We start from the raw sequence: 22,037 nt of genomic DNA on the forward strand, positions 1-22,037 counted from the left end.
GGGATGGCGATTAAAATAATCTTCCATCCCTATTATATTTTACTTCTCTCCGCACTCAAAAATTTGTGCTTTAATTCTAAAACTATGTATTGGTAAATTTGCCTTATCACAATAATAAAGACTATTCCCGTATCCACAAATTGCGACCTCATTCAAAATTCTAAGTGTTATTCGCTTGCCATTACCAGCAACTGCAACTGCTTCATTTCTAAGATCGTTATAGGCACCTTTTCTTAAAGTATTATAAGTTGCACCAACTCGTCCTGCAACTTCATCACTACCTTCTATTTCGCCAAGCGTCTTGCAATTATACGGAGTACCATCCACAAGCGCAATACCTCTTGCATCTTGCGCCAATGGCTTTGGTAAAAATGCTACACCACCACAACCTGCCAATAAAATAGTTAAACATACAGTAAAAGTATATTTAAATTTTGCCATTCATTATTCCTTAAAAAATATTACTAAATTATAATTAAAAAAAGATTATATTCATTTAAAATTAAAAAATTGTTTAATTTTAATATTTTAAGAATAAAAAATTAAGAAAGGAGAGTGTATCTCTCCATAAAAATTTAATTCTATCCAAGCAGTCTAGTGACTTGATTTTGTAAATTTACGTTGTTATGCGCTTGAGCCATAATGGACGCATTTAGTTTTAAATTATTGCTATTTAGATCAGTTATATTTTTAGCCATATCATTATTTAGCATATTATTTTCACTTGATTTAAGTGCTACATTTTTAGTCAAGCTAGAATTTATGCCAGAAATCATTGCGTTTTGAGTTGATCCGATCTCTGAACGAAGTGAATTTACATTGGATATAAATTTATGTATGCTATCTTGATTAGCCACATCAATATCAGATGAGTTAATGGATGATAAATTTAGCCCTTGCATGCCGTTTCCGGTTAAGAAGTTCATCTCACCGCTAAAGATATTTTTGCCGTTAAAGCTTGCTTGAGAAAGACTATCGTCCATGGATTTTACTAAAGCTGTAGCTTCATTTCTTATCATCCTTCTTTGATCACTATTTAAAGCGACATTATTAAAAGACACGGATAGCTCGTTTATCCTATCGGCACTCTTTGTGATATTTGCAAGAGTGCTATCCGCGATTTGAAGCATCGCTATAGCGTCATTTGCATTTGCAATACCCTGCTCTAGCACAGAGCTTTGAGCTTTTAAATTATCGGCTATTATTAAATTAGCACTATCGATGCCGCTTATAGCGCGCTCGGCAGCTATATTCTTTAACGCCTTATCGCTATTGTTTTTAGCCTGTTCGAGATAGTGATTGTTTAAATTTGCACTGTATCCTGCTAGTTTCATATCAAATTCCTTTAAATTTTGCACATTATACAAATTATCTTATAAATTTCTTATAAACAAGAACCTTTTATCTCATTATACCTTACTTCCACAGAGCGCTTATGAGCTGTTAGTCCTTCTGCTTCCGCAAGCCTCATGCAGGCAAGCCCTAATTCACTTATGCCTTTAGATCCAACAGAGATAATAGAAGTTTTTTTCATAAAATTTTCAACCCCAAGAGGAGAGTAAAATCTAGCACTTCCACCTGTAGGAAGAGTATGGTTTGGTCCAGCCAGATAATCGCCCATAGCTTCAGGAGTAAAGTGCCCTGAAAATATTGCTCCCGCATGTGTGATATTCTCCATGATCTCAAAAGCATTATTTGTAGCAATTTCCAAGTGCTCTACCGCAAGCTCATTCATAAGAGACACACACTCGTTTATATCTTTTGCTACTATTATTGCACTTTTATTTTTTATACTTGCCCCAGCTATTTCGCGCCTTTCAAGACTCTTTAATTCCTCATTTATATGCTCTTGAACCTTGGTTGCAAAAGCTTGATTTGGAGTGATTAAAAATGCACTGGCAAGCTCATCATGTTCGGCCTGAGAGAGCATGTCTATAGCTATATGGCGAGCATTTGCGCTCTCATCTGCTATTACGCCTATCTCGCTTGGTCCTGCTATCATATCTATATTGACATCTCCATATGCAAGCTTTTTAGCAGTTGCCACATAGATATTGCCAGGGCCTGTGATTACATCTACTTTTTTAATTAAATTTGTACCGTACGCCATAGCCGCCACAGCACTCGCACCACCTACTTTAAATGCCTCTTTTATACCGCATACGTGCATAGCTGCTAAAAGTAGCTTGTTTACTTTTCCTTCAACTGCAGGAGTGCAAACAACTATCTCTTTTACGCCGGCTACTATAGCAGGAATTGCATTCATAAGAAGCGAGCTAGGATATGCTGCCTTGCCACCAGGGATGTAGAGCCCAGCCCTATCAATAGGGGTGTATTTTGCGCCAAGAAGCACATCGACACTATCTCTTTGAGTCCAAGTCGTAGGTATGCTTTTTTCATGATAAGCTTTAATGCGCTCATAGGCCAAATTTAACGCCGCTCTTAGCGAATCGTCAATATCATCATAAGCATTTTGCATATCCATTGGATTTATTTTAAAGTTACTCTCGTCAGGATTCCAGCGATCAAATTTAGAAATCTGCTCAAAAAGTGCCCTATCCCCTTCTTTTTTAACATCATTTAAAATTCCAGAAACCACTGGCATAACATGACTCATATCCATATCAGACCTATTTACTAGTTTATCAAATTTCTCTCTAAAATCAGTATCTGTTGTAAGTAAAAATTTCATCTCATCTCCCTCATTTTTATCTTTCTTTCGTATCTTATTTTTTGACTAATATTACCTAAAATTCCACCTTGATGGATATATAAAATTTCATTTTTAAATCTATCCAAATTTGCAAAAAGTGTTAAAAGCCCTACAGGATCATAGATTAGATCAAACTCTATGCCTGTTTCTTTTAAAATTTCTTGCCAAATTTCATAAAGCTCAAATTTTAAATCCCCATAGTGATATTTTTTAGGAGGATTTAAAATTTGAACCTTTGAATTAGGATCTAGAGCCAAAATCTCGCTTTTTAGGTATTTTGCGTCTCCTACACAAGGACAAGTAAATACATCAAATTTAGTATGTTTAGCTAAAAATGCTGCACTAGTTCCGGTGCCAGATGGCAAAAAAATATCAAAGGTTTTAGAGTGTTTATTGGCCAAAGACTCAATCTCTTTGGCTTGAGAGATAAAGCCCATTTCGGCCTCTTTTTGCCATACTCCTTCGTTTATAAGCAAAGAGTCCTTGCTACTTGCTAGCTCTCTTGCCTTTTGTTCTCGATCTTTATCTATAAAAATTTGCATTCCGTTTTCAAGTGCGAATTTAAAATTTCCAATCGGATTATCGGCTAAATTTGAATTTAAGCTTGAAACCACATAATAAAACTCAAGCCCTTTTATTTTAGCAAATAAACTTATGCTATACATCGCATTTGATTGGCTAGAACCATAGCTCACGACTCTCTTGATGCCTCTTAAGTCGGCTTTTAAAAAATACTCAAGTTTTCTGGCCTTATTTCCATTAAATTCTCCGCCTATCAGATCATCGCGAAGCAGATAAAAATTAAGTCCCTTAAAGCTAATTTTGTGAATATTTTCTATTTTGTTGCTCCAAAAACTTCTCTATCTCTTGCATAGCCTCTTTGTCCGAAAATGAAATTTTAATCTCAATTCTCTTTGAAGCCTCCGCGTCCTCGACTCCATCTTTCATCACAAGATCGCTAAAACTACGCCCGCTTGCCATCAGATACTCTTCAAGTCTCTTATCTTTATTCCAAGAATAGATAAACTGAAGCACCTCATAAGCTCTTTTTTGAGATAGATCAAGGTTGTATAAATAGCTGCCTATAGAATTTGTATGTCCCTCTATAACGATTTTATCTATATGTTTTAATATCTCTTCACTATTTAAAATAGCTTCAAAATAGTTCTGCAATATCTCTTTTAGATGCTCTTTAGAACTCTCTTTTAGCTTATATGAACCGGTGTCAAAAAGTATTGAATCAGGCAGTGCTACTACACCGGAGGCAGGATCTATATTTACTTTTTTCCCGAGCTTGTTTTTTAAATTTGATATTACATTTGAGCGAAGCAGGCTGATATTTTTTATCTTGTTTTTGGTATCGTTGTAATCGGATTCCAAAGCAGAGTATCTGGAGTTTTCAAACTTTAAATTTGATATCAACTCATTTATCTGCATCTCTTTTTGATTTAGAGTTTGCAAGGTTTTAGAAAGTTCTAGACTTAGATCCAAGATAGTCTTATTTGCATCATCAAGTCTGTTTTCATAGGCAGAGGTTATACTTTCAAGCCTATCTTTTTGCGCCTTTGTGGCTTCTAGCTGCTCTTTTACTATCTGATTTATATCCACAAGTTCTCTATTTTCACTCTTTGCGGCATTTAAATTTATGAAAATCTCTTGTATTATCTTCTCTTGTTTTTTAAGTTCGTTTTGAGATATTGTTATATTTCTCTCTTGCTCTTTTAAATTTGACTGAAGTTTTACTAGATCGCTTTGAGTTAAGACATATTTAACGACAACCGCACCGATTATGAGCATAAAGACAAACATAAGCCCAGCCATCAAATCGGCATAAGACACCCAAAAGGTCTGATCTCCGTTTTGTTCGCTATTTCTTATCTTCATCTAACATGCTTGCTTTTTCTATAGTTTGCAAGATCTCACTTGCTTCTTTATCAAGCTCGTCAATATCCTGTTTTAGCTCATTAATCAGAGTTGTATTGTCATCATAGACCACATTAACTTCTTCATTAAAAGCCTCTTTAAAAGCACTCATTCCTTCTATTAGGCTAGTCTTAAATCCATCCATAGCCTGCTTTTGCTTTTCCAATATCTCATCGCTAAAAGTATTAAGTGAGATGTTGAAATTTTTAATATTATTTTCTAAATCTATGACGCTTTTTTCAAGCTTTAATATGCGCTCATTTCCTACGTCATAAAGCTTATTATACTGCTCTGAAAATTTTATCTGCATATCTTTAATATTGATATTAAATTTATTGATAACATTTAAAATTTCAGCATGAATTTTAACTAGATCCCTTTGATCTTTTGAGGATTTTAAAAGGGCTGTCATGGTCTGTTTTATATGTTCGCTACTAAGTTTTACAGCATCTCCCTCTGTTTTTACAATATCGCTAAATACCTTAAATTTGTTATCTATAGTCCTGTTAAGCTCTGCAAAAAACTCCTGATTGCTTACATGCTCAAATATCACACCTATCTTTTCAAAATGGCTTAAATTTTCTTGTAGAAATCTTCTATCAATCTCCTCTTTGGTCCAAAAAAACGAACTTGTAGAATTTTTTTGTCTCCTAACTAAAATTTCAAAACGACTCATTCCGTATTTTTCAAAAAATATCCACCAAAGCGCTAAGAATATTCCGTAAATTGAGACATAAAATGCGGTAGCAACGCCACTTAAAAGCATTGATATCTCTTTTTCAAGCCCAATAGTATTTGACGAGTTAAATTCAGGCATAGATAAAGCTATACTTATAAATGTTCCCAAAATTCCAAGCATAGGAAAGATGCCAGCACCCACTGAAGCAAAATTTTCATTTCTTAAATTTCTAGTATAATACTCTACAAAATCATCGAAACTAGCGTTTGACTTCGTATCTTTTCCGATCACCAAGAGATGTTTGATAATATACTCTTTTAAATTTCTCTTAAAATCAGCTCCACTTTGCTCAAAGTGACAATAGGCAAGCTCGGCGCTGTTTTTAGCAAAAATCAAAGCAATAAAAAGTATTATACCCATCATTATGACAGTATGAAGACCAACTTTAAAATCTATAACTTTAAAATAACCAAGAAGAACAATAACATATATAGCAATCGGCAAAAATACTATTTTTAAATATACCAGAGCCGACTTTCTATTCTGCGCTTCAGGCAGAGCAAGTTCGGCTAAGGTATCGTTTTTTAAACCCATATACAACCTTAATTTCTATTCAAGCAGTTTAAATCCTCAAATGCTGTAAGTAGGCGTTTCACCATAGACTCTTCTCCGCCTCTTAGCCATTTTCTAGGATCATAATATTTTTTATTAGGTTTATCATCACCTTCAGGATTTCCTATTTGACCTTGCAAATAGGCTCTATTTTTTAGTTCATATTCCCTCACTCCATCCCAAAACGCCCACTGAGTATCGGTATCTATGTTCATCTTAATTACACCGTAGCTAACAGCATCTTTAATATCTTTTAACTCACTTCCACTTCCACCGTGAAATACGAAATTTACAGGTTTTTTGCAAGTTGTGTTAAATTTTTTACTAACAAATTCCTGAGAATTTTTTAATATTTCAGGTCTTAACACCACATTTCCTGGCTTATAAACTCCATGAACATTACCAAAGCTGGCCGCAATGCTAAATTTATCGCTTATCTTGCCAAGTCTTTCGTAAGCAAGAGCCACATCTTCAGGTTGTGTGTATAAAAGAGCATTATCTACGCCAGTATTATCGACACCGTCTTCTTCCCCGCCGGTTACTCCAAGCTCGATTTCTAGACTAATTCCTAGTTCGCTAAGCTCTTTTAAGTATTTTTCGCAAATTGAGATATTTTCTTCTAAACTCTCTTCGCTAAGATCAAGCATATGAGAGCTAAAAAGTGGTTTGCCGTGAAATTTCTTATATTCACGGCTAAATTTAATAAGTTCATCTATCCATGGGAGCAATTTTTTTGCGGCATGATCAGTATGAAGGATTACAGGCACACCGTAATGCTTAGCCAATAAATGCACATGTTGCGCTCCTGCAACCGCTCCAAGAACGGCTGCATTTTCACAGGCCTTACCGGCATAAAATCCGGCTCCACCGTTTGAAAACTGAATAATAACAGGTGCTTTAGCTGTCTTTGCGGCTTCTAATACTGCATTTACCGAATTACTTCCTACAACATTTACCGCAGGGATCGCAAACCCTTCGCTTTTAGCATATTCATAAAGTTTATTAACATCATCTCCTACCAAAACTCCTGGCTTTACGATATCCAAAACACCCATTTTGCACCTCTTTTTAATTATTTATATTCAACTTTTGCTTTAGCGCGAAGATCATCGCCACGTTTTTTCATCTCGTCTCTAAATTTTTCCATTTTTAAATTACCCTCGATGTGGCCTTTAACCTCATTAAGAGTAGCTGTTCCTGCATTTTTAGAGTCCTCTTTAAATATTACGTGATAACCAAACTGTGTTTGAACAGGTTTTGTTGTAATTTCACCTTTCTTAAGTGCAAAAGCAGCATCTGCGAATGGTTTTACCATTTGAGATTGACCAAACCAGCCTAGCTCACCGCCGTTAGCGCCTGAACCGGGATCTATTGATTTAGCTTTGGCTATCTCTTCAAATTTTTTTAGTAAAGCATCTCCTTTTAGACCTTTTAGCTGATTTATTATATCAACTGCATCTTTTTCAGCAGATACTAAAATATGTTTAGCTTTAGCTTGTGCAGGCTCTGCAAATTGATCTTTATTTTTATCGTAAAAATCCTTAACATCTTTTTCGCTTACTTTAATATCGTTAAAAATTTTTCTCATCCAAACATCTAGCGCTACATTGTCTTTTAAAGTTTCTATAGCATTTTTATATTCGCTATCTTTCTCTATGCCACTTTTTTTGGCCTCTTTAATAAGAAGTTTTCTAGCTATAGTCTCGTCTATCACCTTCTTTTGAGTATCTTTAGGAAGTTGTTCAATAGTTACTCCAGGCATAGCACCAAGTGTAAGTTGCACATCTTTATCTTCTATATTCATACCATCAACAGTTGCATAAACAGCTGCATTTAGGCTCATAGCAGCCGCTAAACTCAAAGCTCCAAACAAAACCTTATTCATCATGCGAATCCTTTTAAAAAAATTTACGCTCGATTATACCAAGAAAGTTGTTAAGAATAGGTTATAATTCATTGAAATTTTAAACTAAAAAGGCTGAATTATATCCTTGAGAACGAAAAAAGACATACAAAATATAAAAAATCAATTTTTAGCAAATTTTGAAAATGCAAGAAGCGAACTTCAATTTAGAAATCTATACGAACTATTAGTATGTGTAATGCTATCTGCACAATGCACTGATAAAAGAGTCAATCTGATAACGCCTGAGCTTTTTAAAGCATATCCTGATATAAAATCAATGGCAAATGCAAATTTAGCTAGCGTAAAGATGCTTATACAAAGCTGTAGTTTTTTCAACAATAAGGCTCAAAATTTGATCAAAATGGCAAAAAGTGTTATGGAAAATTTCGGCGGAGAGATTCCATTAAACGAAAAAGATCTGGTAAGTCTTGCCGGAGTCGGACAAAAGACCGCTCATGTAGTACTTATAGAGCATAACGGCGAAAATTTAATGGCTGTGGACACCCATGTATTTAGAGTCTCTCATAGACTTGATTTAAGCAGCGCTAAGACTCCTGAAGCCGTAGAAATAGATCTAACCAAGGCTTTTAAAACCGATCTAAACATCCTCCATCAGGCGATGGTACTCTTTGGCCGATACACCTGTAAGGCTGTTAAACCAAAGTGTGAAGAGTGCTTTATGAGTGAGCTTTGTAAAAGCAAGGATAAGAGAATTTAAAATTTAAGGAGTGCAAATCAAACCATATCATGACTGATTTGCACTTAAAATTATTAATTAATATGCAAAAATCTACTGCATACGTGCAACTATATTTCTAACGACCTTATCCATCATCTCAACCGACTCTATCTCGCAGTGCTCGTTTACCGAGTGAGGCGAGTGGATGTTTGGTCCGATAGAGCAAGCTTCAAGGCTCGGTTGCTTGCTTACTAAAATTCCGCATTCAAGTCCGGCATGAACGGCTGAAAATTTAGCTTCAGGCTTAAATTTCTTAAGCTCTTCAAGCACTACTTCGCTAAACTCGCTAATCGACGGACTCCAGTTAGCCGAACGATCTCTTACGCTAACGTCAAATCCAAGAGCATCAGCTAAAGTCTTAGTCTCAAAGCCCACGATATCAAGCCCTTCTCTAGTCATAGCTCTTCCGAAGAAGTCAAATTCCACCAAGCCGTCTTTTTGCTTGACGGTTGAGAGATTTATGCTGTTATTTACCATATTTAGTTCGACATTATAGCTTCTTACACCTTGCGGGAATGAGTTGATAAGGGCTAAAATTTTACCGCTGTGAGCCAGCACCTCGGCACTATCTTCATTAAGAGCAACTACTTCTACAAGGCTGTCTGATTTTAGCTCTTGCGCGCAAAGCACCTTGCATCTTGCATTTGCAGGGATAGAGTTGCTTCTTTCGCCAAAGTCAAGATTGATCAGCTCACAACCGTTTTCGGCTAAAAATTTGCCGATTACTTTTATAGAGCTTGGGATGTTTTTATGAATTTCATTACCCGAGTGACCACCCGGAAGTCCGGTAACGCTTACTTCATAAACTTTTCCGCTTTTTTTAACTTTTTCATCGCTTACCTTTGCGCTTACGTTTATACCGCCAGCACAACCTAATGTCACACGATCATCCTCTTCGCTGTCTAAATTTAACAAATTTGGAGAAATAATCTTACTTTTAAATCCGTTTGCGCCTACAAGTCCAACTTCTTCGTCGTTTGTAAATAGACACTCCAAATTTGCAAACTCTCTCATTGCACCCATCATCATGGCTACGCCTATGCCGTTATCTGCACCTAAAGTTGAGTTTTTAGCTCTTAAAATCCCGTTTTCTTCGATAAGTTCCAGCTTTGGAGCAGCACCTACGCAAACCATATCATAGTGGCTTTGAAGGCAAATTTTAGGATTTCCCTTGTGGGCGTGTATATTTCCAAGCTCGTCCACATCTACATTAAAGCCTTGAGATTTGGCAAATTCGACCAAGAATTCTCTCATCTTTTCTGTCTCATAGCTACAGTGAGGAATTTCGCAAAGCTTTTTAAAGTCGCTCATAACGTCATTCTTTTGCATTTCTACTCCTTTAAGTTATTTATTATCTTACCTTTATAGCCTGTTGTTGCTACCGCGTCTAAGAGTTGTTGCTCACTTATATCTTTAAGCGTCTTAACAACTGCCGTCTTATCGCGCAAACTAGCCTTTACTTCTTTTACGCCATCTACTTTTAATAGCGCTTTTCTAACCATAGCCGTACAAAGCGGACAGTGCATCTCCTCAACCAAAATAACAACTTTTTGATCGGCAAACGCAAAAGCGCAAAGCAAGATAAGAGCGATAAATTTACGCATAGATAGCTCCCAAAACTTCAGGATATGATAGCAAAATAAACACAAAAACAGCTAAAAAAACATATATCAAAAGCCATTTTTTGCCAGTTTTTTTAAGTGAGCAACTTCTATCTTTTTTAAAAAAATAAAATATAGAAAAAGCCAAGCAAACAAGGGCAAGAATACTTAAAACCTCTCTAAATTCGCTTAGCTGCTCGGTAAAACCAAAAAGAGTAAATGTAGATCCGAATATCAAAAAAACAAGTGCCGGCAAGCAACAAAGTGTAGCCGCAAAAGCACTTATTATCGAAGCGATGGCTAAAAACACACTTCTCAAGCTTTTAACTCTTGTGCGGTATAGTCGTAGCTAAATTCTTTTGGCGAATAATAATTTGCCGTATTTCCGTCGGTTTCCGCATACGGATAGCCGAAGTTGTTTAGCGGGATTTGCTCAGGCTCTGGCTTTAAGATGAAGTCGCGTCCGTAGTTAAAGCCTACCCAGCACATCTCCCAGTTACCAAAGAGATATTCGCGAATTTTGCTTAGCTTCTCATCGCTATTGCTTAGCTTTTCGCCTAGACGCACTTTAGTAACATCGGCAGGATCTACGGGTATCCAGCCATATCCCTTAAGATAAAATTCCGCTCTACAATGCTGTCCGCCTGAAATTTTAGCAAGTCCGTTTGTATCGGCTTTACCCATCTCGTTTGAAAATCTGCTTTGCCCGACTCTTATGCCAAACAGCTCTCTAGCAGGTATGCCAACTGCTCTACAAAGCCCTACAAAAACGGAGTTTATATCAGTGCATTTGCCCACGAGCTTTCCGCTTTCAAGTATCGCTTTTACATCTCCTAGACCGCATCCTATGACGCTGTTATCGCGCTCCATAGTATTTGCCACCCAAGCGTATATGGCTTTTGCCTTTTCAAGATCGCCCTTTATGCCTTTTACGATCTCTTCGGCTTTTTGCTTTACTACGCCCGTATTTGGGATTTGTTTGGTAGGTTTTAAGAAAAACTCAACTTCAGGACTAAGTTTTTCGTTTTCGTTGAAATTTACCTTGCTAAAATCAGTGTTTCTCTCCTGTGTTTGCACACGAAATTTAAGCTCTAAATTCGCATCTTTTTCATCTTCGCCAAATCCCGCATAAAGCGTAGGTATCACAAGATCTGAGATATAGTGTTCTTTTGCGTTTGTCGATATATCATAGTTGCTTACAAGTTGCTGATATTCGTTACCGACAAGAAGCGGAACCCAAAGCCTGCTAAGCTTACCCTGCTCTTTTAAACTATGCTTTAAGCTAACGTCAAAAATTCTATTTTTGTTAGGCGTCTTAATCGCCTCACTATTAGCTAAAACAACATTAGGCGAAAAACTAGCCGCACCGACAACCGCACTAAATTTGAAAAAATCACGTCTTTGCATGAAAATGCCTTGTATAAATATAGTTGCACCGCAACTCTTAAGAGGTATTTTACTTGCTAATTACTAAAATTTGTTTGAAAATTTTATACTACTTAAAAGCTATAAATGTGGCGAAATTTGCCCACCTAAACAAGCACTCCACACTCTTAAATCCCGCATTTAAAGCAAGCTCTCTATTTTCGGCTTCAGTATATGGTATCAGCACGTTTTCAAGAGCTTCTCGCTTTTGAGCGATTTCGAATTTAGAATACCCTTGATTTAGCTTGTAGTTTTCGTAAATTTCGATGATATTTTTACTTAATGTCTTATCTTCAAATATCATCTTTTCGCTAAAGACGAAAATTCCGTTTTCATTTAGGCTCTCGTAAATTTTGCCTACGAATTCCTGTCTTTTTATAGGGCGGATAAACTGCAAAGTATAGTTCATCAGCACCGCATCTTGCACACCTAAATCACACTCCAAGATATCGGCGAGCTCAAGAGTTATATTTGCGCCATAAGCTCTTATCTTGGCGTTTGCATTTTCAAGCATGGCGGCTGCGTTATCTATACCGCGCAAATTCAGATCATTTCTCGCCTCATAAAGCCTTAGCAAAGTAGAAGCCGTAGAGCAGCCAAGATCAAGCACAAAAGCTTCTTTTTTTAAAGTTTTTACAAGAAATTCGACAATGAGGCTTTGGGCTATATCATAGTGCGGAACCGAGCGATTTATCATATCGTCAAACACGCTAGCGACCGCAGCGTCAAATTCAAACTGCTTTTTTATCGGCTCTTTAAAAATTTCATCTCTCATCTTTGCGCCACGCCCCCTCTTATCATCTTGTCGTCTATATACAGATCACAGGTTCCTACGAATTTAGAAGCCTCGCTTATATCGAATTTAATCTGCGCTTTTAAACTGCTTAAATCGGCAAATTTCATATTTCCGCGAAGTCGCTTTATAAAGCATACTGCCACGTGGCTTGCGTTTGATATATTTTCGTTTATGACGTGAGTTTCTACGCTAAATTTGCCGTCCGTGCTTAAGCGATTTCCGATAAAAGTTACCGAACCGTAAGTCTTATAGCCGATTCTGGTTCTGGTTGCATAAACGCCCTCGATAGGCAAAAGATAGTTTTTCACGTCCAAATTTAGAGTCGGCACAAGCTCTTTTTGCCCTATTCCTTGACCTTTGATCACATCGCCTTCGATTGAGTATTCGCGCCCTATTAAGAGATTTGCCTCGTAAATTTGCCCCTGCTTTATAAACTCTCGAATCGCAGAGCTATGCACGCCCATACCCTCAAAGCAAACTTCCTCTACGATATCGACTTCGCCGTCAAAAATTCGCCTCAAATCATATTTATCCCACGCCCTGTTTCGACCAAATCTAAAATCAAATCCCACGACTATCTTTTTTAAATTTTTAAAATCTCTTTTCAAAAGAGCTATAAATTCATCTCCGCTAAGCCCTTTTATAGCGTTAAAATCATACAAAAAACACGGATATCTCGAGTATTCGGCGCGCTTAAGCTTTGGAGTGATGTTTGCCTTGTTTTTATCGATGACAACAAGCCCGCCAAATTCGCCTAAACGATTTAAAAGTTCCCTGTGCCCGCGATGCACCCCGTCAAAATGCCCGATAGCAACGGCGGTGATATTATCCTTTGTTAAAAGCGTAGAAAAATTCGGCATTTCCTTCCTTTCCTCTTACTTCGCACTGCCGACACTCCCGTAATACCAAGCCCAAATTTGCAGCCGCAAGCTCAAATTTCGCTCTTGCTCGCGATAAAGCCTTGGCATCGGTTACGACTCCTTTTTTATTGCGCTTAGCTTCACGCCCCACCTCAAACTGGGGCTTAAAGAGTATTATTATATCCCTTTTGGCAACTTTTAAAATGTCAGGCAAAATTTGCACTACCGAGATGAAGCTCACATCGCAAGTTACTACGTCAAATTTCATATTTTCATCTTCAAATTTAGCCTCGCGGGCAAATTCTCTTATGTCGGTATCTTCTTTTACCTCAACTCTGCTATCGTTTTTTAAGCTCTCATCAAGCTGGCTATTGCCAACATCAAGCGCGGTTACTCTACCGGCTAGATTTTGAAGCAAAATTTGCACGAAGCCTCCCGTACTGCTACCGATATCAAGAGCGGTTTTTCCATTTAAATCAAGCTTATAATACTCTAAAAAGCTCTTTAGCTTAAGCGCTCCTCGCCCGACATAAATCTCTTCAAGCAAATTTATACTATCCTCGTTGTTAACTTGCGAATTCGGCTTGGTTTGAGTCTTGTTATTTAATAAAATTTTGCCCGATTTTATGAGCTCGCTAGCTTTATTTCTGCTGATATTTAGCTTTTGCGCCGCAAACAGATCAAACCTCATCACAACCCCTAAAACCGGCTAAATTTAACCTCAAAGCATCTCCATAAGCTCTTCTTCGCTTATCACTCTAACGCCAAGCTCAAGCGCCTTATCAAGCTTACTTCCGGCCTCGCTTCCTGCTAAAACAAAATCGGTCTTTTTGGAAACCGAGCCTGAAACCTTAGCGCCGTGAGCTTCCAAAATAGCCTTAAATTCATCTCTACCCTTACTAAGCGTGCCTGTTATCACAAATGTTTTACCGCTTATATCGCTTTGTTTAACTTCAAATTTCTCAAATTTCGGAGTTACAAAGCTTAAAAGTTCTGTTAAATTTGATCTATTTACCTGCATAAACTCTACATAGCTCTCAGCCATCGCATCACCAAAACCGTCAATGCTCATAAGCTCCTCATAGCTAAGTTCTAGCCACTTGTCGCCAAACTGCCTTGCTATCTTCTTAGCCGCAACCTCTCCGATATGTTCTATTCCAAGACCGGTTATGAAGTTATGCAGATTCGGAGTGCGCGCGATATCAATAGCATTTAGCAAATTTGAAATTTTCTTATCCTTAAAGCCCTCAAGACTTGATAAATGATTTGCGCCAAGCCTATATATATCGGCTATTTTATTTACAAATCCCGCCTCAAAAAGCTGATTTACGATAGCTTCGCCAAGCCCGTCGATATTTAGACATCGCTTTGAAGCGTAGTGAATGAGTGAGTTTATGACGCGTGCTTTGCACTCTAAGTTTTGACACTTTATAAAAACCCCTTCATCAAGCAGCATAGTGCCGCAAACCGGGCAGTTATGCGGACGCTCTATCGGCGCTTCAGAGCCGTTTCTGCGCTCTTTAAAGACTCCCGTTATCTTTGGTATCACATCGCCAGAGCGGATTATGCTTATAAAATCGCCTTTCATAACGCCAAGGCGCTTAATCTCATCGAAGTTATGAAGAGTGGCTGATTTAACCTTAACGCCGTCTATATTTACCTCATCAAGCACGCCTACGGGAGTTACAACACCGCTTCTTCCAACCTGAAGCGCCACATCAACAAGCCTTGTCGTCTTTTCAATCGCAGGAAATTTGTAAGCGACCATAAATTTCGGGAATTTTTCTGTGTATCCAAGCTCGTTTGAAAACGCCACGTTATCAACTCTTACGACCATTCCATCCATCATAAATGGCTTATCTTCGCGCAAATTTAGAAGTTCGCCGTAAGCGGTTTTTATCTCTTCAAGATTAAGGCAAATTTTAAAAAACTCCTCGCGCTCAAAGCCAAGCGAATAGATAAACTCCATGATCTCAGAGTAGTTTTTAAGCCCTAAATTTTGAGCCCCATACCCCCACGGACGAAACTGAAGCCGTCTGCTTGCAGTTATCTTGCTATCAAGCTGCCTAAGACTACCGGAGGCTGCGTTTCTAGGGTTTGCAAGCTGGGTTTCGCCTCTTTGCATGCGAGCCAAATTTATCTCGTCAAAATCACTCTTTGATATCACAACCTCACCGCGAATTTCGATCTTGCCGCTATAAGCGATAGTTGTCGGGATATTTTTAATCACTCTTGCATTAGTCGTTACATCCTCGCCAGTTATGCCGTTACCGCGAGTTATGGCGCGTTTTAGCTCGCCGTTTTCGTAAAGAAGATTAAGGCTGGCTCCGTCAAATTTAGGCTGGATAACAAATTTTTGACCGAGCTTATCGCCACGATTTAGCCAAGCTACCAGCTCTGCTTCGTCAAATATATCCTCCATGCTCCACATGCGCTCGATGTGATCAGCCTTTATAAAGCCCTCGCTTACCTCGCCGCCGACTCGATTAGTCGGTGAAAACATCGAAATTTCACTAGGATTTGCACGCTCAAATTCAAGAACTCTATGATAAAGCTCGTCATACTCCTCATCAGTCGCGATCGGAGCGTCATCTTCATAATACGCCTTCGCCCACAAATTTAGCATATCAACGCTTTTTAGATACTCTTTTTTATCCATTTTGGCTCCAAAGGCTTAAATTTCTCATCGCTTCATCCATCTTAAACATCTGCACATGTTCGCTCACATCGTGTGTTCTGATTATGCTTGCGCCGTTTTCAAAGGCTTTTTGATGTAGATACAAACTTCCCGGAAGTCGCTTGCTAACATCGCTTGGACTATAAAAATTTATGACGGACTTTCTGCTTGCACCGACCAAAAGAGGCAAGCCAAAGTGCAAAAAATGCTCCAAATGTTTTATCAAAAGCAAATTATCCTGCGGCGTTTTTCCAAAGCCGATACCGACATCAAGCACGATATCTTCACATCCCAGCTCGCGCACTTTAGCGATTTTATCCGCAAAAAAGCTATCTATCTCACCGAGTAGATCATCATAATGCGGATCTTCTTGCATATTTTCGGGACTGTTTTGCATATGCATGAGGCAGTACTGCACGCTGTACTTAACGGCAAGGCTAGCTAAATTTGTATCTGCCGTGATATCATTTATCATCTTAAATCCGTGATTTAGCGCGTATTCAAGGCAGTACTCATCAAAGCTATCAAGGCTAAATTTCACTTTTTCATGCAAATTTAGGCGGTAAATTTCAGCTACGATACCTTTAAGTCGCTCAAACTCGACTTTAGCGCCTACATATTTACTACCCGGACGCGAGCTAACCGCACCCACATCGATATACTCAGCACCCTCTTCTATCATCGCTTCTATCTTTTTTATACCGCTTTTCGTATCTACTCTGCTTTGGGCGTTAAAGCTATCTTCATTTATATTTACAACTCCCATTATTTGGGGCTTAATTGGCTTTTTAAAGTTTGATTTTAAAAATTTAGCCAAATTTTTAAGTCCAAAATCCTGCGCAGCTTCTTTTTTTGCAAGCTCTTTTATCTGTGTGTCGGTTGCGATTAAAAGCGCGGTTGAGTTCTCGCCGTTTAAAATCGTATTTTTGTGAGTGACAAGCTCGGCTCCTATGCTAAGCGCGTCTTGTTTTAGTATGTTTGCAGCAGGCGAGCGGATATCTTTTAAAAGGAAAAAATTTAGATTCGCCTTTTTTTTCATTATCGCCTGACCTTCTTTGCTTGGGCTTATAAATTTGCAAATTTCATCGAAATTCGTGTCTTGATTTATCTTAAAAATTTTCACCTTCGACTCTTTTCATATATCATCAGCAAAATCGGCGTTAAAAGCGAGTGTGATTTTGTATTTAGCTCAGCAAGTTTAACCGCCTTGTAAAAATAGCTTAGCTCGTCTTGGCTAAACTTAACTCCCGCTTCGCTAGCCTCTAGAGCAATTGAGGAAATTAGTTCGTTTAGCTCGTTTTTACCGAGCTTATCGGCTCTTTCAAGTTCGATTTGTTCATCTATAAAGCGATAAATTTCTTTTAACTCAAGGCGAGTGAAATTTAACCCGCTTTTTATGCGCTCTTTTTTTATAAGCCTGTTTTCGGTGATTAGACGCGAGCGAATCGTTTGAAGCAGCATATTTTTAGACTCGCAAGCGATGATAAATTTGATATTTCTAGGAGGCTCTTCTATGATCTTAAGGAGTGAATTTTGCGCTTCTATGCGAAAATTTTTAGCCATCACGACAAGTAATTTCTCGCTATTTTCTGCGATATAAGCCTCGGCTATGACCTCTTTTGCATTTTCAAGCAAGAAATCTTCGGTTATAAAAAATCTTAAAAAATTTGGATCATAAAGCCTTAAAAGCTCCTCTTTTAAAGCTTCAAAATCACTCGTGATAACGATCTTGCTATGCATGAGATCTAAAGCATCACTTTAGCAAAGAGCGCAGCATCAATGCTTTTATCAAAAAGTTTATAAAGCGATAAAAGCTTGATATCCAAAAGCTCGTCGCTTGAGCTTAGATAAAAGCTGTTTTGCGCCTGCTCGTCAAACAGCCACATGTAGCTATCATCCTTACCTTTGGCTATCTGCGCGCTTTTGTCGTTGCTTTTTCCGACGTAAAAGAAGACATAGCCGTTTGGAAAAGCAAGGCTTAGCATATCCTGCAAAAGAGAAATTTCTTCTTTTGAAGATATTGAGTCAAAAGACGGATAAAGAGCTCTAAGTGAGAAAAATGGCAAGACAGGACGCGAATTTGTGGGTTTATTTATATTTTTTAAAAAATATTTCTCAAACCAAAACCTTTCGCTATCGGTTATCAGGATAAAAGCGCGCCCTTCGAGTAAAAATTTTAGCTTTGATGCAAGCAAAGGCGTCCACTCTGTGCGCCTTTCTTCCATCCAGCTCATTAGCGAGCCTTCGTCTCTAATAGCCTCCAAAGTCCATTTTATAAAATCACTCATTGATCTAGCTTATATGCCTGATGTAGCGCTCTTACTGCGAGCTCTCCGTATTTTTGATCTACTATGACTGAAATTTTAATCTCGCTGGTTGATATCATCTGTATATTGATGCCTTCTTTCGCAAGGGTTTTAAACGCCAAAGACGCCACTCCGCTATGGCTCTTCATTCCAACACCGACCACAGAAACTTTCACTATATCTTCGCTATATTCTACATGTTTTGCGGCAGCAAGCTTATCCATACACTCTTTTGCTATGGCAAGTTCGTTTTGAGGAACGGTAAAGCCCAAATTTGTAGTGCCATCTTGCCCTACGTTTTGAATTATCATATCAACATTTATGTTTTTTTCTGCCAAGACCGAAAAGATCTCGGCTGCGATTCCAGGCTTGTCCACCACTCCTCTTAATGTTACTCTCGCTTGGTTTCTATCAAGTGCTATTCCGCTTACTAAAACTGCTTCCATATTCTCTTCCTTTGTTATCAATGTTCCTTCATTATGATTAAAACTACTTCTTGTGACTAAATTTACATTTAATTTTTTAGCCAGCTCAACAGAGCGATTTTGCAATACTTTTGCCCCCAAGCTTGCAAGCTCAAGCATCTCATCATAGCTTATCTTATCAAGCTTTTTAGCTCTGCTTTCTATTCTAGGATCTGTTGTATAAACCCCGTCCACATCGGTATAAATTTCACACAAATCAGCATTCAAAGCTCCTGCAATGGCAACAGCGCTCAGATCACTTCCCCCACGTCCTAAAGTAGTGACATTTCCATCCTGATCTATTCCTTGAAAGCCTGCTACAACCACTATCTTGCCATCATCAAGCTCGCTTCTCATGCGCTTTGTATCTATCATCTCTATTCTTGCTCTTGTGTGAACACTATCCGTTATGATTCCAGCCTGCCTTCCAGTAAGTGCTACAGCCTTATAACCCATATTATTAAGAGCTATTGTAAGAAGTGCACAAGTAACTCGCTCGCCAGAACTTAAAAGCATATCCATGGCTATAGTATCGGCATTTTTAGTAAAATAATCGGCATACTCTATAAGCTGATTTGTAACTCCGCTCATAGCTGAAACAACTACTACTAAATCGTTGCCCGCTTTTTTATTTTCAATCACTCTTTTGGCAACATTTTCTATTCTATCAAGCGTTCCTACGCTTGTTCCGCCGTATTTTTGAATGATTAGCATTAGATAAATCCTTTCTCTTTAAAGTATCCCATAACTTTAGTGTAAATCGGTTTTTTAAAATGATTAATGTCATTTAACGCCTCATCGGTAGGGACAAATTTATACTCATCAAATTCAGGGGTCTTAGTCTTAATATCTATCCTAGCGCCGGCTTTTAGCCTTACTAAAAAATATTTTTGAGTTTGACCGTCATATGGGTATTTTTTAGCCTTTAAGACATTTGGCGGGAAGTCATAACTAAGCCAATCAGGATACTCACACAAAATTTCAACCTCATCTGTGCCAATCTCCTCTTTAAGCTCCCTTAAAAGAGCCTCTCTTGGCTTTTCTCCCTCATCAATTCCTCCTTGAGGGAACTGCCAAACACCTTGCAAATCACATCTTTGAGCTATAAAAACCCTACAATCAAAAGGGTATGTGGCAGCCAAAACAACGGCGGCAACGTTTGATCTGTAGCTTTTTTGCATAGATTAAAACCTAAATGTAAAATTTGATAGATTTTAACTTAAAAGAGTTTATATCAAGCTTTAAATCGAGCTTTTAAAAAGATAAAGAGCAACTTGATTTTACATTTTCACACGTTTTTATACATTTTAAAAAAGATAAAGTTAAAGCGTAAAACCACATATGTCCGGACAAATAAAATGAGAATTCATATCCCAATTTTTATATCATTAAATACCAATACCATCTATTCTCCGTTTAAATTTTGTTATAATTAAATAAAAATATAGGAGCGATTATTAAACTGATTAATGTTTTATATAAAATAATCATAATCTGCACTGTTTGCATTTGCGCTTTTGGATTGATCATTATGGCTTCTTTCACTCCGCAATTGGCTATATTTTTAGTTACAATCGCTTTTATTATAGTTGCGCCCATATTTTTTGGCCTTATCAAGGTTATCTTTTTTTAAGTAGTTAAAAATGTTTTTTATTCGCCCATTTTTAGTTTTATTATTCATATTCTTAATATCTTTTGCCACTCTTGCTGATCCGGTAGGGATGTGGTATGTTTTTAAAACTATTGCCGTAGGTGCTTTGACGGCTATTTGCGCAGGTGTAGTCATTGGTGTAATCATTGGATTGCAAGAATATAATAAGGATAAATATCTATACAAATAAACACCAACACTATACACCATCAATTCCTTTTATCTATCATCCTTATAAGTCTTTTTAAAATTTCGACTATTTATATAAAATCTCCTTTAACTCAAGAGGTCAGCAAGAGCAAGATTGTTATTGTAAAGCCTTAGTAAAAATCTGTATCGACAAATAAGAGAATTAGACCAACACCCCACACATTTTTCTAACAAATATGGTCAAAAACATCTCTCGAACACTTTATAAGTCTCGTTAAAATGATAATTTTTAATCCAAAGAACCATAAAATCAAATATTATCTTGATGATAAATTCTTATTTCATACAATCATTGCACAATACGAAATGTATATTTTTTTATACTATAATTAAGCTACATTTTAAATCCAAGGTAAAGATGCTTTTATACATACACATTCCATTTTGCGAGAGTAAATGCCCTTACTGCGCGTTTGGCTCACTTGTAGGCAAGGAAAATTTAGCAACCGATTATTTTAAGGCGCTGATAATTGATTTTAAAGCTCAAGCAGCCAAATTTAATATCGCAAAAGAGAGCATTAGTAGCCTATTTATCGGAGGCGGCACACCAAGTGCGGTAAATGCTAATCTATATGAAAATTTATTTAGCGAAATTTCGCCATATCTAGCCAAAGACTGCGAGATAACAAGCGAAGCAAATCCGAACTCGGCAAATTTAACTTGGCTTAAAAAAATGCGAAATTTAGGCGTAAACCGCATGAGTTTTGGCGCTCAAAGCTTCTTTGAAGATAAGCTTAAATTTCTTGGTCGCACGCATAGTGCCGCTCAAATTTACGAAACGGTCAAAAACGCTAAAATTGCCGGATTTACAAACATAAACGTAGATCTCATCTACGGCACAAAATTTGACACTAAAAAACGCCTTGCCATAGAGGTTCAAAACATTAAAAATTTAGGCGTTTCACACACTAGCGCGTACTCGCTAACACTTGAAGAAAATACTCCTTTTGAAGGCAAAATAAGCTATAAAAAAGATAGCCCGCTACTAGCTAAATTTCTCATAAACGAGATAGAAAAAACAGATCTAAAACAATACGAGATATCAAATTTCGGTCAAATTTGCAGGCATAACCTTGGATACTGGAGCGGGCAAGAATATCTAGGAGTAGGAGTTTATGCAGTTGGTTTTATGCAAGGCGAAAGATATACAAACACTAAAAATTTAAGCGCATATATCAAAAATCCGCACGAAAAAGAGGCTGAAATTTTAAGCCGAAAGGATCTAAATGTGGAGCATATATTTTTAGGAGCAAGAAGCATAGTCGGCATAGAGGCTTCAAAACTTGGCAAAGAACAGCTTCAAAGAGCTGAAATTTTAAGAGCTCATAAAAAGCTTGAGCTAAGGCAAGACAGGTATCTTGTGAAGAACTTTTTGCTTGCTGATGAAATTTCTTTGTTTATAGTTGGTTGATTTATAGAAAATTGAGCAAAAAGCTGATAAAATATTTAGTTTAAAATGTAAATTTAGGATATTA

At 37.5% G+C, this 22,037-nt stretch carries 25 protein-coding genes; 3 read left to right on the top strand and 22 right to left on the bottom strand.

The window, feature by feature from the left end:
- Positions 1–39: 39 nt before the first annotated feature.
- The 8 genes from CDOM16190_RS00525 to CDOM16190_RS00560 form a co-directional block, all read right to left on the bottom strand.
- Positions 40–441, bottom strand: coding sequence for a DUF4156 domain-containing protein (locus CDOM16190_RS00525; RefSeq protein WP_170018431.1), 402 nt, complete (start codon positions 439–441; stop codon positions 40–42).
- Between the two features lie 140 nt (positions 442–581).
- Positions 582–1,334, bottom strand: a complete 753-nt coding sequence (locus tag CDOM16190_RS00530; RefSeq protein WP_170018432.1) for a flagellin — start codon at positions 1,332–1,334, stop codon at positions 582–584.
- A 50-nt stretch (positions 1,335–1,384) separates the two neighbouring features.
- Complete coding sequence (gene hisD, locus CDOM16190_RS00535) at positions 1,385–2,692, bottom strand: histidinol dehydrogenase (protein ID WP_170018433.1); 1,308 nt, start codon at positions 2,690–2,692, stop codon at positions 1,385–1,387.
- On the bottom strand, positions 2,689–3,489 hold the full coding sequence (locus tag CDOM16190_RS00540; protein ID WP_170018659.1) for a 1-aminocyclopropane-1-carboxylate deaminase: 801 nt from the start codon (positions 3,487–3,489) through the stop codon (positions 2,689–2,691). Before CDOM16190_RS00540 ends, hisD begins: the two co-directional genes overlap by 4 nt.
- Positions 3,490–3,529: 40 nt before the next feature.
- On the bottom strand, positions 3,530–4,597 hold the full coding sequence (locus CDOM16190_RS00545; protein ID WP_170018434.1) for an OmpA family protein: 1,068 nt from the start codon (positions 4,595–4,597) through the stop codon (positions 3,530–3,532).
- Positions 4,581–5,909 carry a MotA/TolQ/ExbB proton channel family protein gene (locus CDOM16190_RS00550; protein WP_170018435.1) on the bottom strand — a complete coding sequence of 443 codons (1,329 nt, stop codon included), beginning with the start codon at positions 5,907–5,909 and terminating at the stop codon, positions 4,581–4,583. The genes CDOM16190_RS00545 and CDOM16190_RS00550 overlap by 17 nt, the downstream gene beginning before the upstream one ends.
- 8 nt (positions 5,910–5,917) lie before the next feature.
- Positions 5,918–6,982, bottom strand: coding sequence for a class II fructose-bisphosphate aldolase (fbaA, locus tag CDOM16190_RS00555; RefSeq protein WP_169974911.1), 1,065 nt, complete (start codon positions 6,980–6,982; stop codon positions 5,918–5,920).
- Between the two features lie 17 nt (positions 6,983–6,999).
- Positions 7,000–7,812 (bottom strand): peptidylprolyl isomerase, encoded by an 813-nt coding sequence (locus CDOM16190_RS00560; protein ID WP_170018660.1) that lies wholly within the window; start codon positions 7,810–7,812, stop codon positions 7,000–7,002.
- Positions 7,813–7,918: 106 nt separating this feature from the next.
- Between CDOM16190_RS00560 and nth the strand changes: the two genes are divergently transcribed.
- Positions 7,919–8,551, top strand: a complete 633-nt coding sequence (gene nth / locus CDOM16190_RS00565) for an endonuclease III (protein WP_170018436.1) — start codon at positions 7,919–7,921, stop codon at positions 8,549–8,551.
- Positions 8,552–8,623: 72 nt separating this feature from the next.
- Here nth and CDOM16190_RS00570 read toward each other — a convergent pair whose 3' ends face one another.
- From CDOM16190_RS00570 to CDOM16190_RS00635, 14 genes are all read right to left on the bottom strand, one after another.
- Positions 8,624–9,901, bottom strand: a complete 1,278-nt coding sequence (locus CDOM16190_RS00570) for a M20/M25/M40 family metallo-hydrolase (protein ID WP_170018437.1) — start codon at positions 9,899–9,901, stop codon at positions 8,624–8,626.
- Positions 9,902–9,903: 2 nt separating this feature from the next.
- Positions 9,904–10,176: a heavy-metal-associated domain-containing protein gene (locus tag CDOM16190_RS00575; RefSeq protein WP_170018438.1), complete on the bottom strand. Its 273-nt coding sequence runs from the start codon at positions 10,174–10,176 to the stop codon at positions 9,904–9,906.
- Positions 10,169–10,483, bottom strand: a complete 315-nt coding sequence (locus CDOM16190_RS00580) for an aryl sulfotransferase (protein ID WP_349644364.1) — start codon at positions 10,481–10,483, stop codon at positions 10,169–10,171. The genes CDOM16190_RS00575 and CDOM16190_RS00580 overlap by 8 nt, the downstream gene beginning before the upstream one ends.
- 5 nt (positions 10,484–10,488) lie before the next feature.
- Positions 10,489–11,580 carry a transglutaminase family protein gene (locus CDOM16190_RS00585; RefSeq protein ID WP_170018440.1) on the bottom strand — a complete coding sequence of 364 codons (1,092 nt, stop codon included), beginning with the start codon at positions 11,578–11,580 and terminating at the stop codon, positions 10,489–10,491.
- 88 nt (positions 11,581–11,668) lie between these two features.
- Positions 11,669–12,373 (bottom strand): carboxy-S-adenosyl-L-methionine synthase CmoA, encoded by a 705-nt coding sequence (gene cmoA, locus CDOM16190_RS00590; RefSeq protein ID WP_170018441.1) that lies wholly within the window; start codon positions 12,371–12,373, stop codon positions 11,669–11,671.
- Entirely contained in the window at positions 12,370–13,254 is an 885-nt protein-coding gene (locus CDOM16190_RS00595; protein WP_169942348.1) for a bifunctional riboflavin kinase/FAD synthetase, read from the bottom strand. Before CDOM16190_RS00595 ends, cmoA begins: the two co-directional genes overlap by 4 nt.
- Positions 13,220–13,945 carry a 23S rRNA (cytidine-2'-O)-methyltransferase TlyA gene (gene tlyA, locus CDOM16190_RS00600; RefSeq protein WP_170018442.1) on the bottom strand — a complete coding sequence of 242 codons (726 nt, stop codon included), beginning with the start codon at positions 13,943–13,945 and terminating at the stop codon, positions 13,220–13,222. Before tlyA ends, CDOM16190_RS00595 begins: the two co-directional genes overlap by 35 nt.
- Positions 13,946–13,975: 30 nt before the next feature.
- Positions 13,976–15,913, bottom strand: coding sequence for an NAD-dependent DNA ligase LigA (gene ligA, locus CDOM16190_RS00605; protein ID WP_170018443.1), 1,938 nt, complete (start codon positions 15,911–15,913; stop codon positions 13,976–13,978).
- Positions 15,906–17,054, bottom strand: a complete 1,149-nt coding sequence (gene folP, locus CDOM16190_RS00610; RefSeq protein ID WP_170018444.1) for a dihydropteroate synthase — start codon at positions 17,052–17,054, stop codon at positions 15,906–15,908. Before folP ends, ligA begins: the two co-directional genes overlap by 8 nt.
- On the bottom strand, positions 17,051–17,671 hold the full coding sequence (locus CDOM16190_RS00615; RefSeq protein WP_170018445.1) for a DNA polymerase III subunit delta': 621 nt from the start codon (positions 17,669–17,671) through the stop codon (positions 17,051–17,053). The genes folP and CDOM16190_RS00615 overlap by 4 nt, the downstream gene beginning before the upstream one ends.
- Before the next feature lie 5 nt (positions 17,672–17,676).
- Positions 17,677–18,219: a HobA family DNA replication regulator gene (locus CDOM16190_RS00620; RefSeq protein ID WP_169974888.1), complete on the bottom strand. Its 543-nt coding sequence runs from the start codon at positions 18,217–18,219 to the stop codon at positions 17,677–17,679.
- The gene (locus CDOM16190_RS00625) at positions 18,216–19,415 is read right to left on the bottom strand and encodes an aspartate kinase (RefSeq protein ID WP_170018446.1); all 1,200 of its coding nucleotides are present in this window, start codon (positions 19,413–19,415) and stop codon (positions 18,216–18,218) included. The genes CDOM16190_RS00620 and CDOM16190_RS00625 overlap by 4 nt, the downstream gene beginning before the upstream one ends.
- Positions 19,415–19,882: an RNA pyrophosphohydrolase gene (locus tag CDOM16190_RS00630; protein WP_170018447.1), complete on the bottom strand. Its 468-nt coding sequence runs from the start codon at positions 19,880–19,882 to the stop codon at positions 19,415–19,417. Before CDOM16190_RS00630 ends, CDOM16190_RS00625 begins: the two co-directional genes overlap by 1 nt.
- A 235-nt stretch (positions 19,883–20,117) precedes the next feature.
- Positions 20,118–20,300, bottom strand: coding sequence for a hypothetical protein (locus tag CDOM16190_RS00635; RefSeq protein WP_170018448.1), 183 nt, complete (start codon positions 20,298–20,300; stop codon positions 20,118–20,120).
- Positions 20,301–20,344: 44 nt separating this feature from the next.
- Between CDOM16190_RS00635 and CDOM16190_RS00640 the strand changes: the two genes are divergently transcribed.
- Together CDOM16190_RS00640 and hemW are read left to right on the top strand one after the other, a co-directional pair.
- Complete coding sequence (locus CDOM16190_RS00640) at positions 20,345–20,542, top strand: hypothetical protein (protein ID WP_170018449.1); 198 nt, start codon at positions 20,345–20,347, stop codon at positions 20,540–20,542.
- A 378-nt stretch (positions 20,543–20,920) separates the two neighbouring features.
- Positions 20,921–21,973, top strand: a complete 1,053-nt coding sequence (gene hemW / locus CDOM16190_RS00645) for a radical SAM family heme chaperone HemW (RefSeq protein ID WP_170018450.1) — start codon at positions 20,921–20,923, stop codon at positions 21,971–21,973.
- Positions 21,974–22,037 lie beyond the last annotated feature (64 nt).

The organism is Campylobacter sp. RM16190, assembly GCF_012978835.1.
GTDB lineage: Bacteria > Campylobacterota > Campylobacteria > Campylobacterales > Campylobacteraceae > Campylobacter_A.

What these genes read in the sequence shown, in the direction of transcription:
- CDOM16190_RS00525 (WP_170018431.1), bottom strand. Translation starts at nt 441, where the DNA reads ATGGCAAAATTTAAATATACTTTTACTGTATGTTTAACTATTTTATTG.
- CDOM16190_RS00530 (WP_170018432.1), bottom strand. Translation starts at nt 1,334, where the DNA reads ATGAAACTAGCAGGATACAGTGCAAATTTAAACAATCACTATCTCGAA.
- hisD (WP_170018433.1), bottom strand. Translation starts at nt 2,692, where the DNA reads ATGAAATTTTTACTTACAACAGATACTGATTTTAGAGAGAAATTTGAT.
- CDOM16190_RS00545 (WP_170018434.1), bottom strand. Translation starts at nt 4,597, where the DNA reads ATGAAGATAAGAAATAGCGAACAAAACGGAGATCAGACCTTTTGGGTG.
- CDOM16190_RS00550 (WP_170018435.1), bottom strand. Translation starts at nt 5,909, where the DNA reads ATGGGTTTAAAAAACGATACCTTAGCCGAACTTGCTCTGCCTGAAGCG.
- fbaA (WP_169974911.1), bottom strand. Translation starts at nt 6,982, where the DNA reads ATGGGTGTTTTGGATATCGTAAAGCCAGGAGTTTTGGTAGGAGATGAT.
- CDOM16190_RS00560 (WP_170018660.1), bottom strand. Translation starts at nt 7,812, where the DNA reads ATGAATAAGGTTTTGTTTGGAGCTTTGAGTTTAGCGGCTGCTATGAGC.
- CDOM16190_RS00570 (WP_170018437.1), bottom strand. Translation starts at nt 9,901, where the DNA reads ATGCAAAAGAATGACGTTATGAGCGACTTTAAAAAGCTTTGCGAAATT.
- CDOM16190_RS00575 (WP_170018438.1), bottom strand. Translation starts at nt 10,176, where the DNA reads ATGCGTAAATTTATCGCTCTTATCTTGCTTTGCGCTTTTGCGTTTGCC.
- CDOM16190_RS00585 (WP_170018440.1), bottom strand. Translation starts at nt 11,580, where the DNA reads ATGCAAAGACGTGATTTTTTCAAATTTAGTGCGGTTGTCGGTGCGGCT.
- cmoA (WP_170018441.1), bottom strand. Translation starts at nt 12,373, where the DNA reads ATGAGAGATGAAATTTTTAAAGAGCCGATAAAAAAGCAGTTTGAATTT.
- CDOM16190_RS00595 (WP_169942348.1), bottom strand. Translation starts at nt 13,254, where the DNA reads ATGCCGAATTTTTCTACGCTTTTAACAAAGGATAATATCACCGCCGTT.
- tlyA (WP_170018442.1), bottom strand. Translation starts at nt 13,945, where the DNA reads ATGAGGTTTGATCTGTTTGCGGCGCAAAAGCTAAATATCAGCAGAAAT.
- ligA (WP_170018443.1), bottom strand. Translation starts at nt 15,913, where the DNA reads ATGGATAAAAAAGAGTATCTAAAAAGCGTTGATATGCTAAATTTGTGG.
- CDOM16190_RS00615 (WP_170018445.1), bottom strand. Translation starts at nt 17,671, where the DNA reads ATGCATAGCAAGATCGTTATCACGAGTGATTTTGAAGCTTTAAAAGAG.
- CDOM16190_RS00620 (WP_169974888.1), bottom strand. Translation starts at nt 18,219, where the DNA reads ATGAGTGATTTTATAAAATGGACTTTGGAGGCTATTAGAGACGAAGGC.
- CDOM16190_RS00625 (WP_170018446.1), bottom strand. Translation starts at nt 19,415, where the DNA reads ATGCTAATCATTCAAAAATACGGCGGAACAAGCGTAGGAACGCTTGAT.
- CDOM16190_RS00630 (WP_170018447.1), bottom strand. Translation starts at nt 19,882, where the DNA reads ATGCAAAAAAGCTACAGATCAAACGTTGCCGCCGTTGTTTTGGCTGCC.
- CDOM16190_RS00635 (WP_170018448.1), bottom strand. Translation starts at nt 20,300, where the DNA reads ATGGGCGCAACTATAATAAAAGCGATTGTAACTAAAAATATAGCCAAT.
- CDOM16190_RS00640 (WP_170018449.1), top strand. Translation starts at nt 20,345, where the DNA reads ATGTTTTTTATTCGCCCATTTTTAGTTTTATTATTCATATTCTTAATA.
- hemW (WP_170018450.1), top strand. Translation starts at nt 20,921, where the DNA reads ATGCTTTTATACATACACATTCCATTTTGCGAGAGTAAATGCCCTTAC.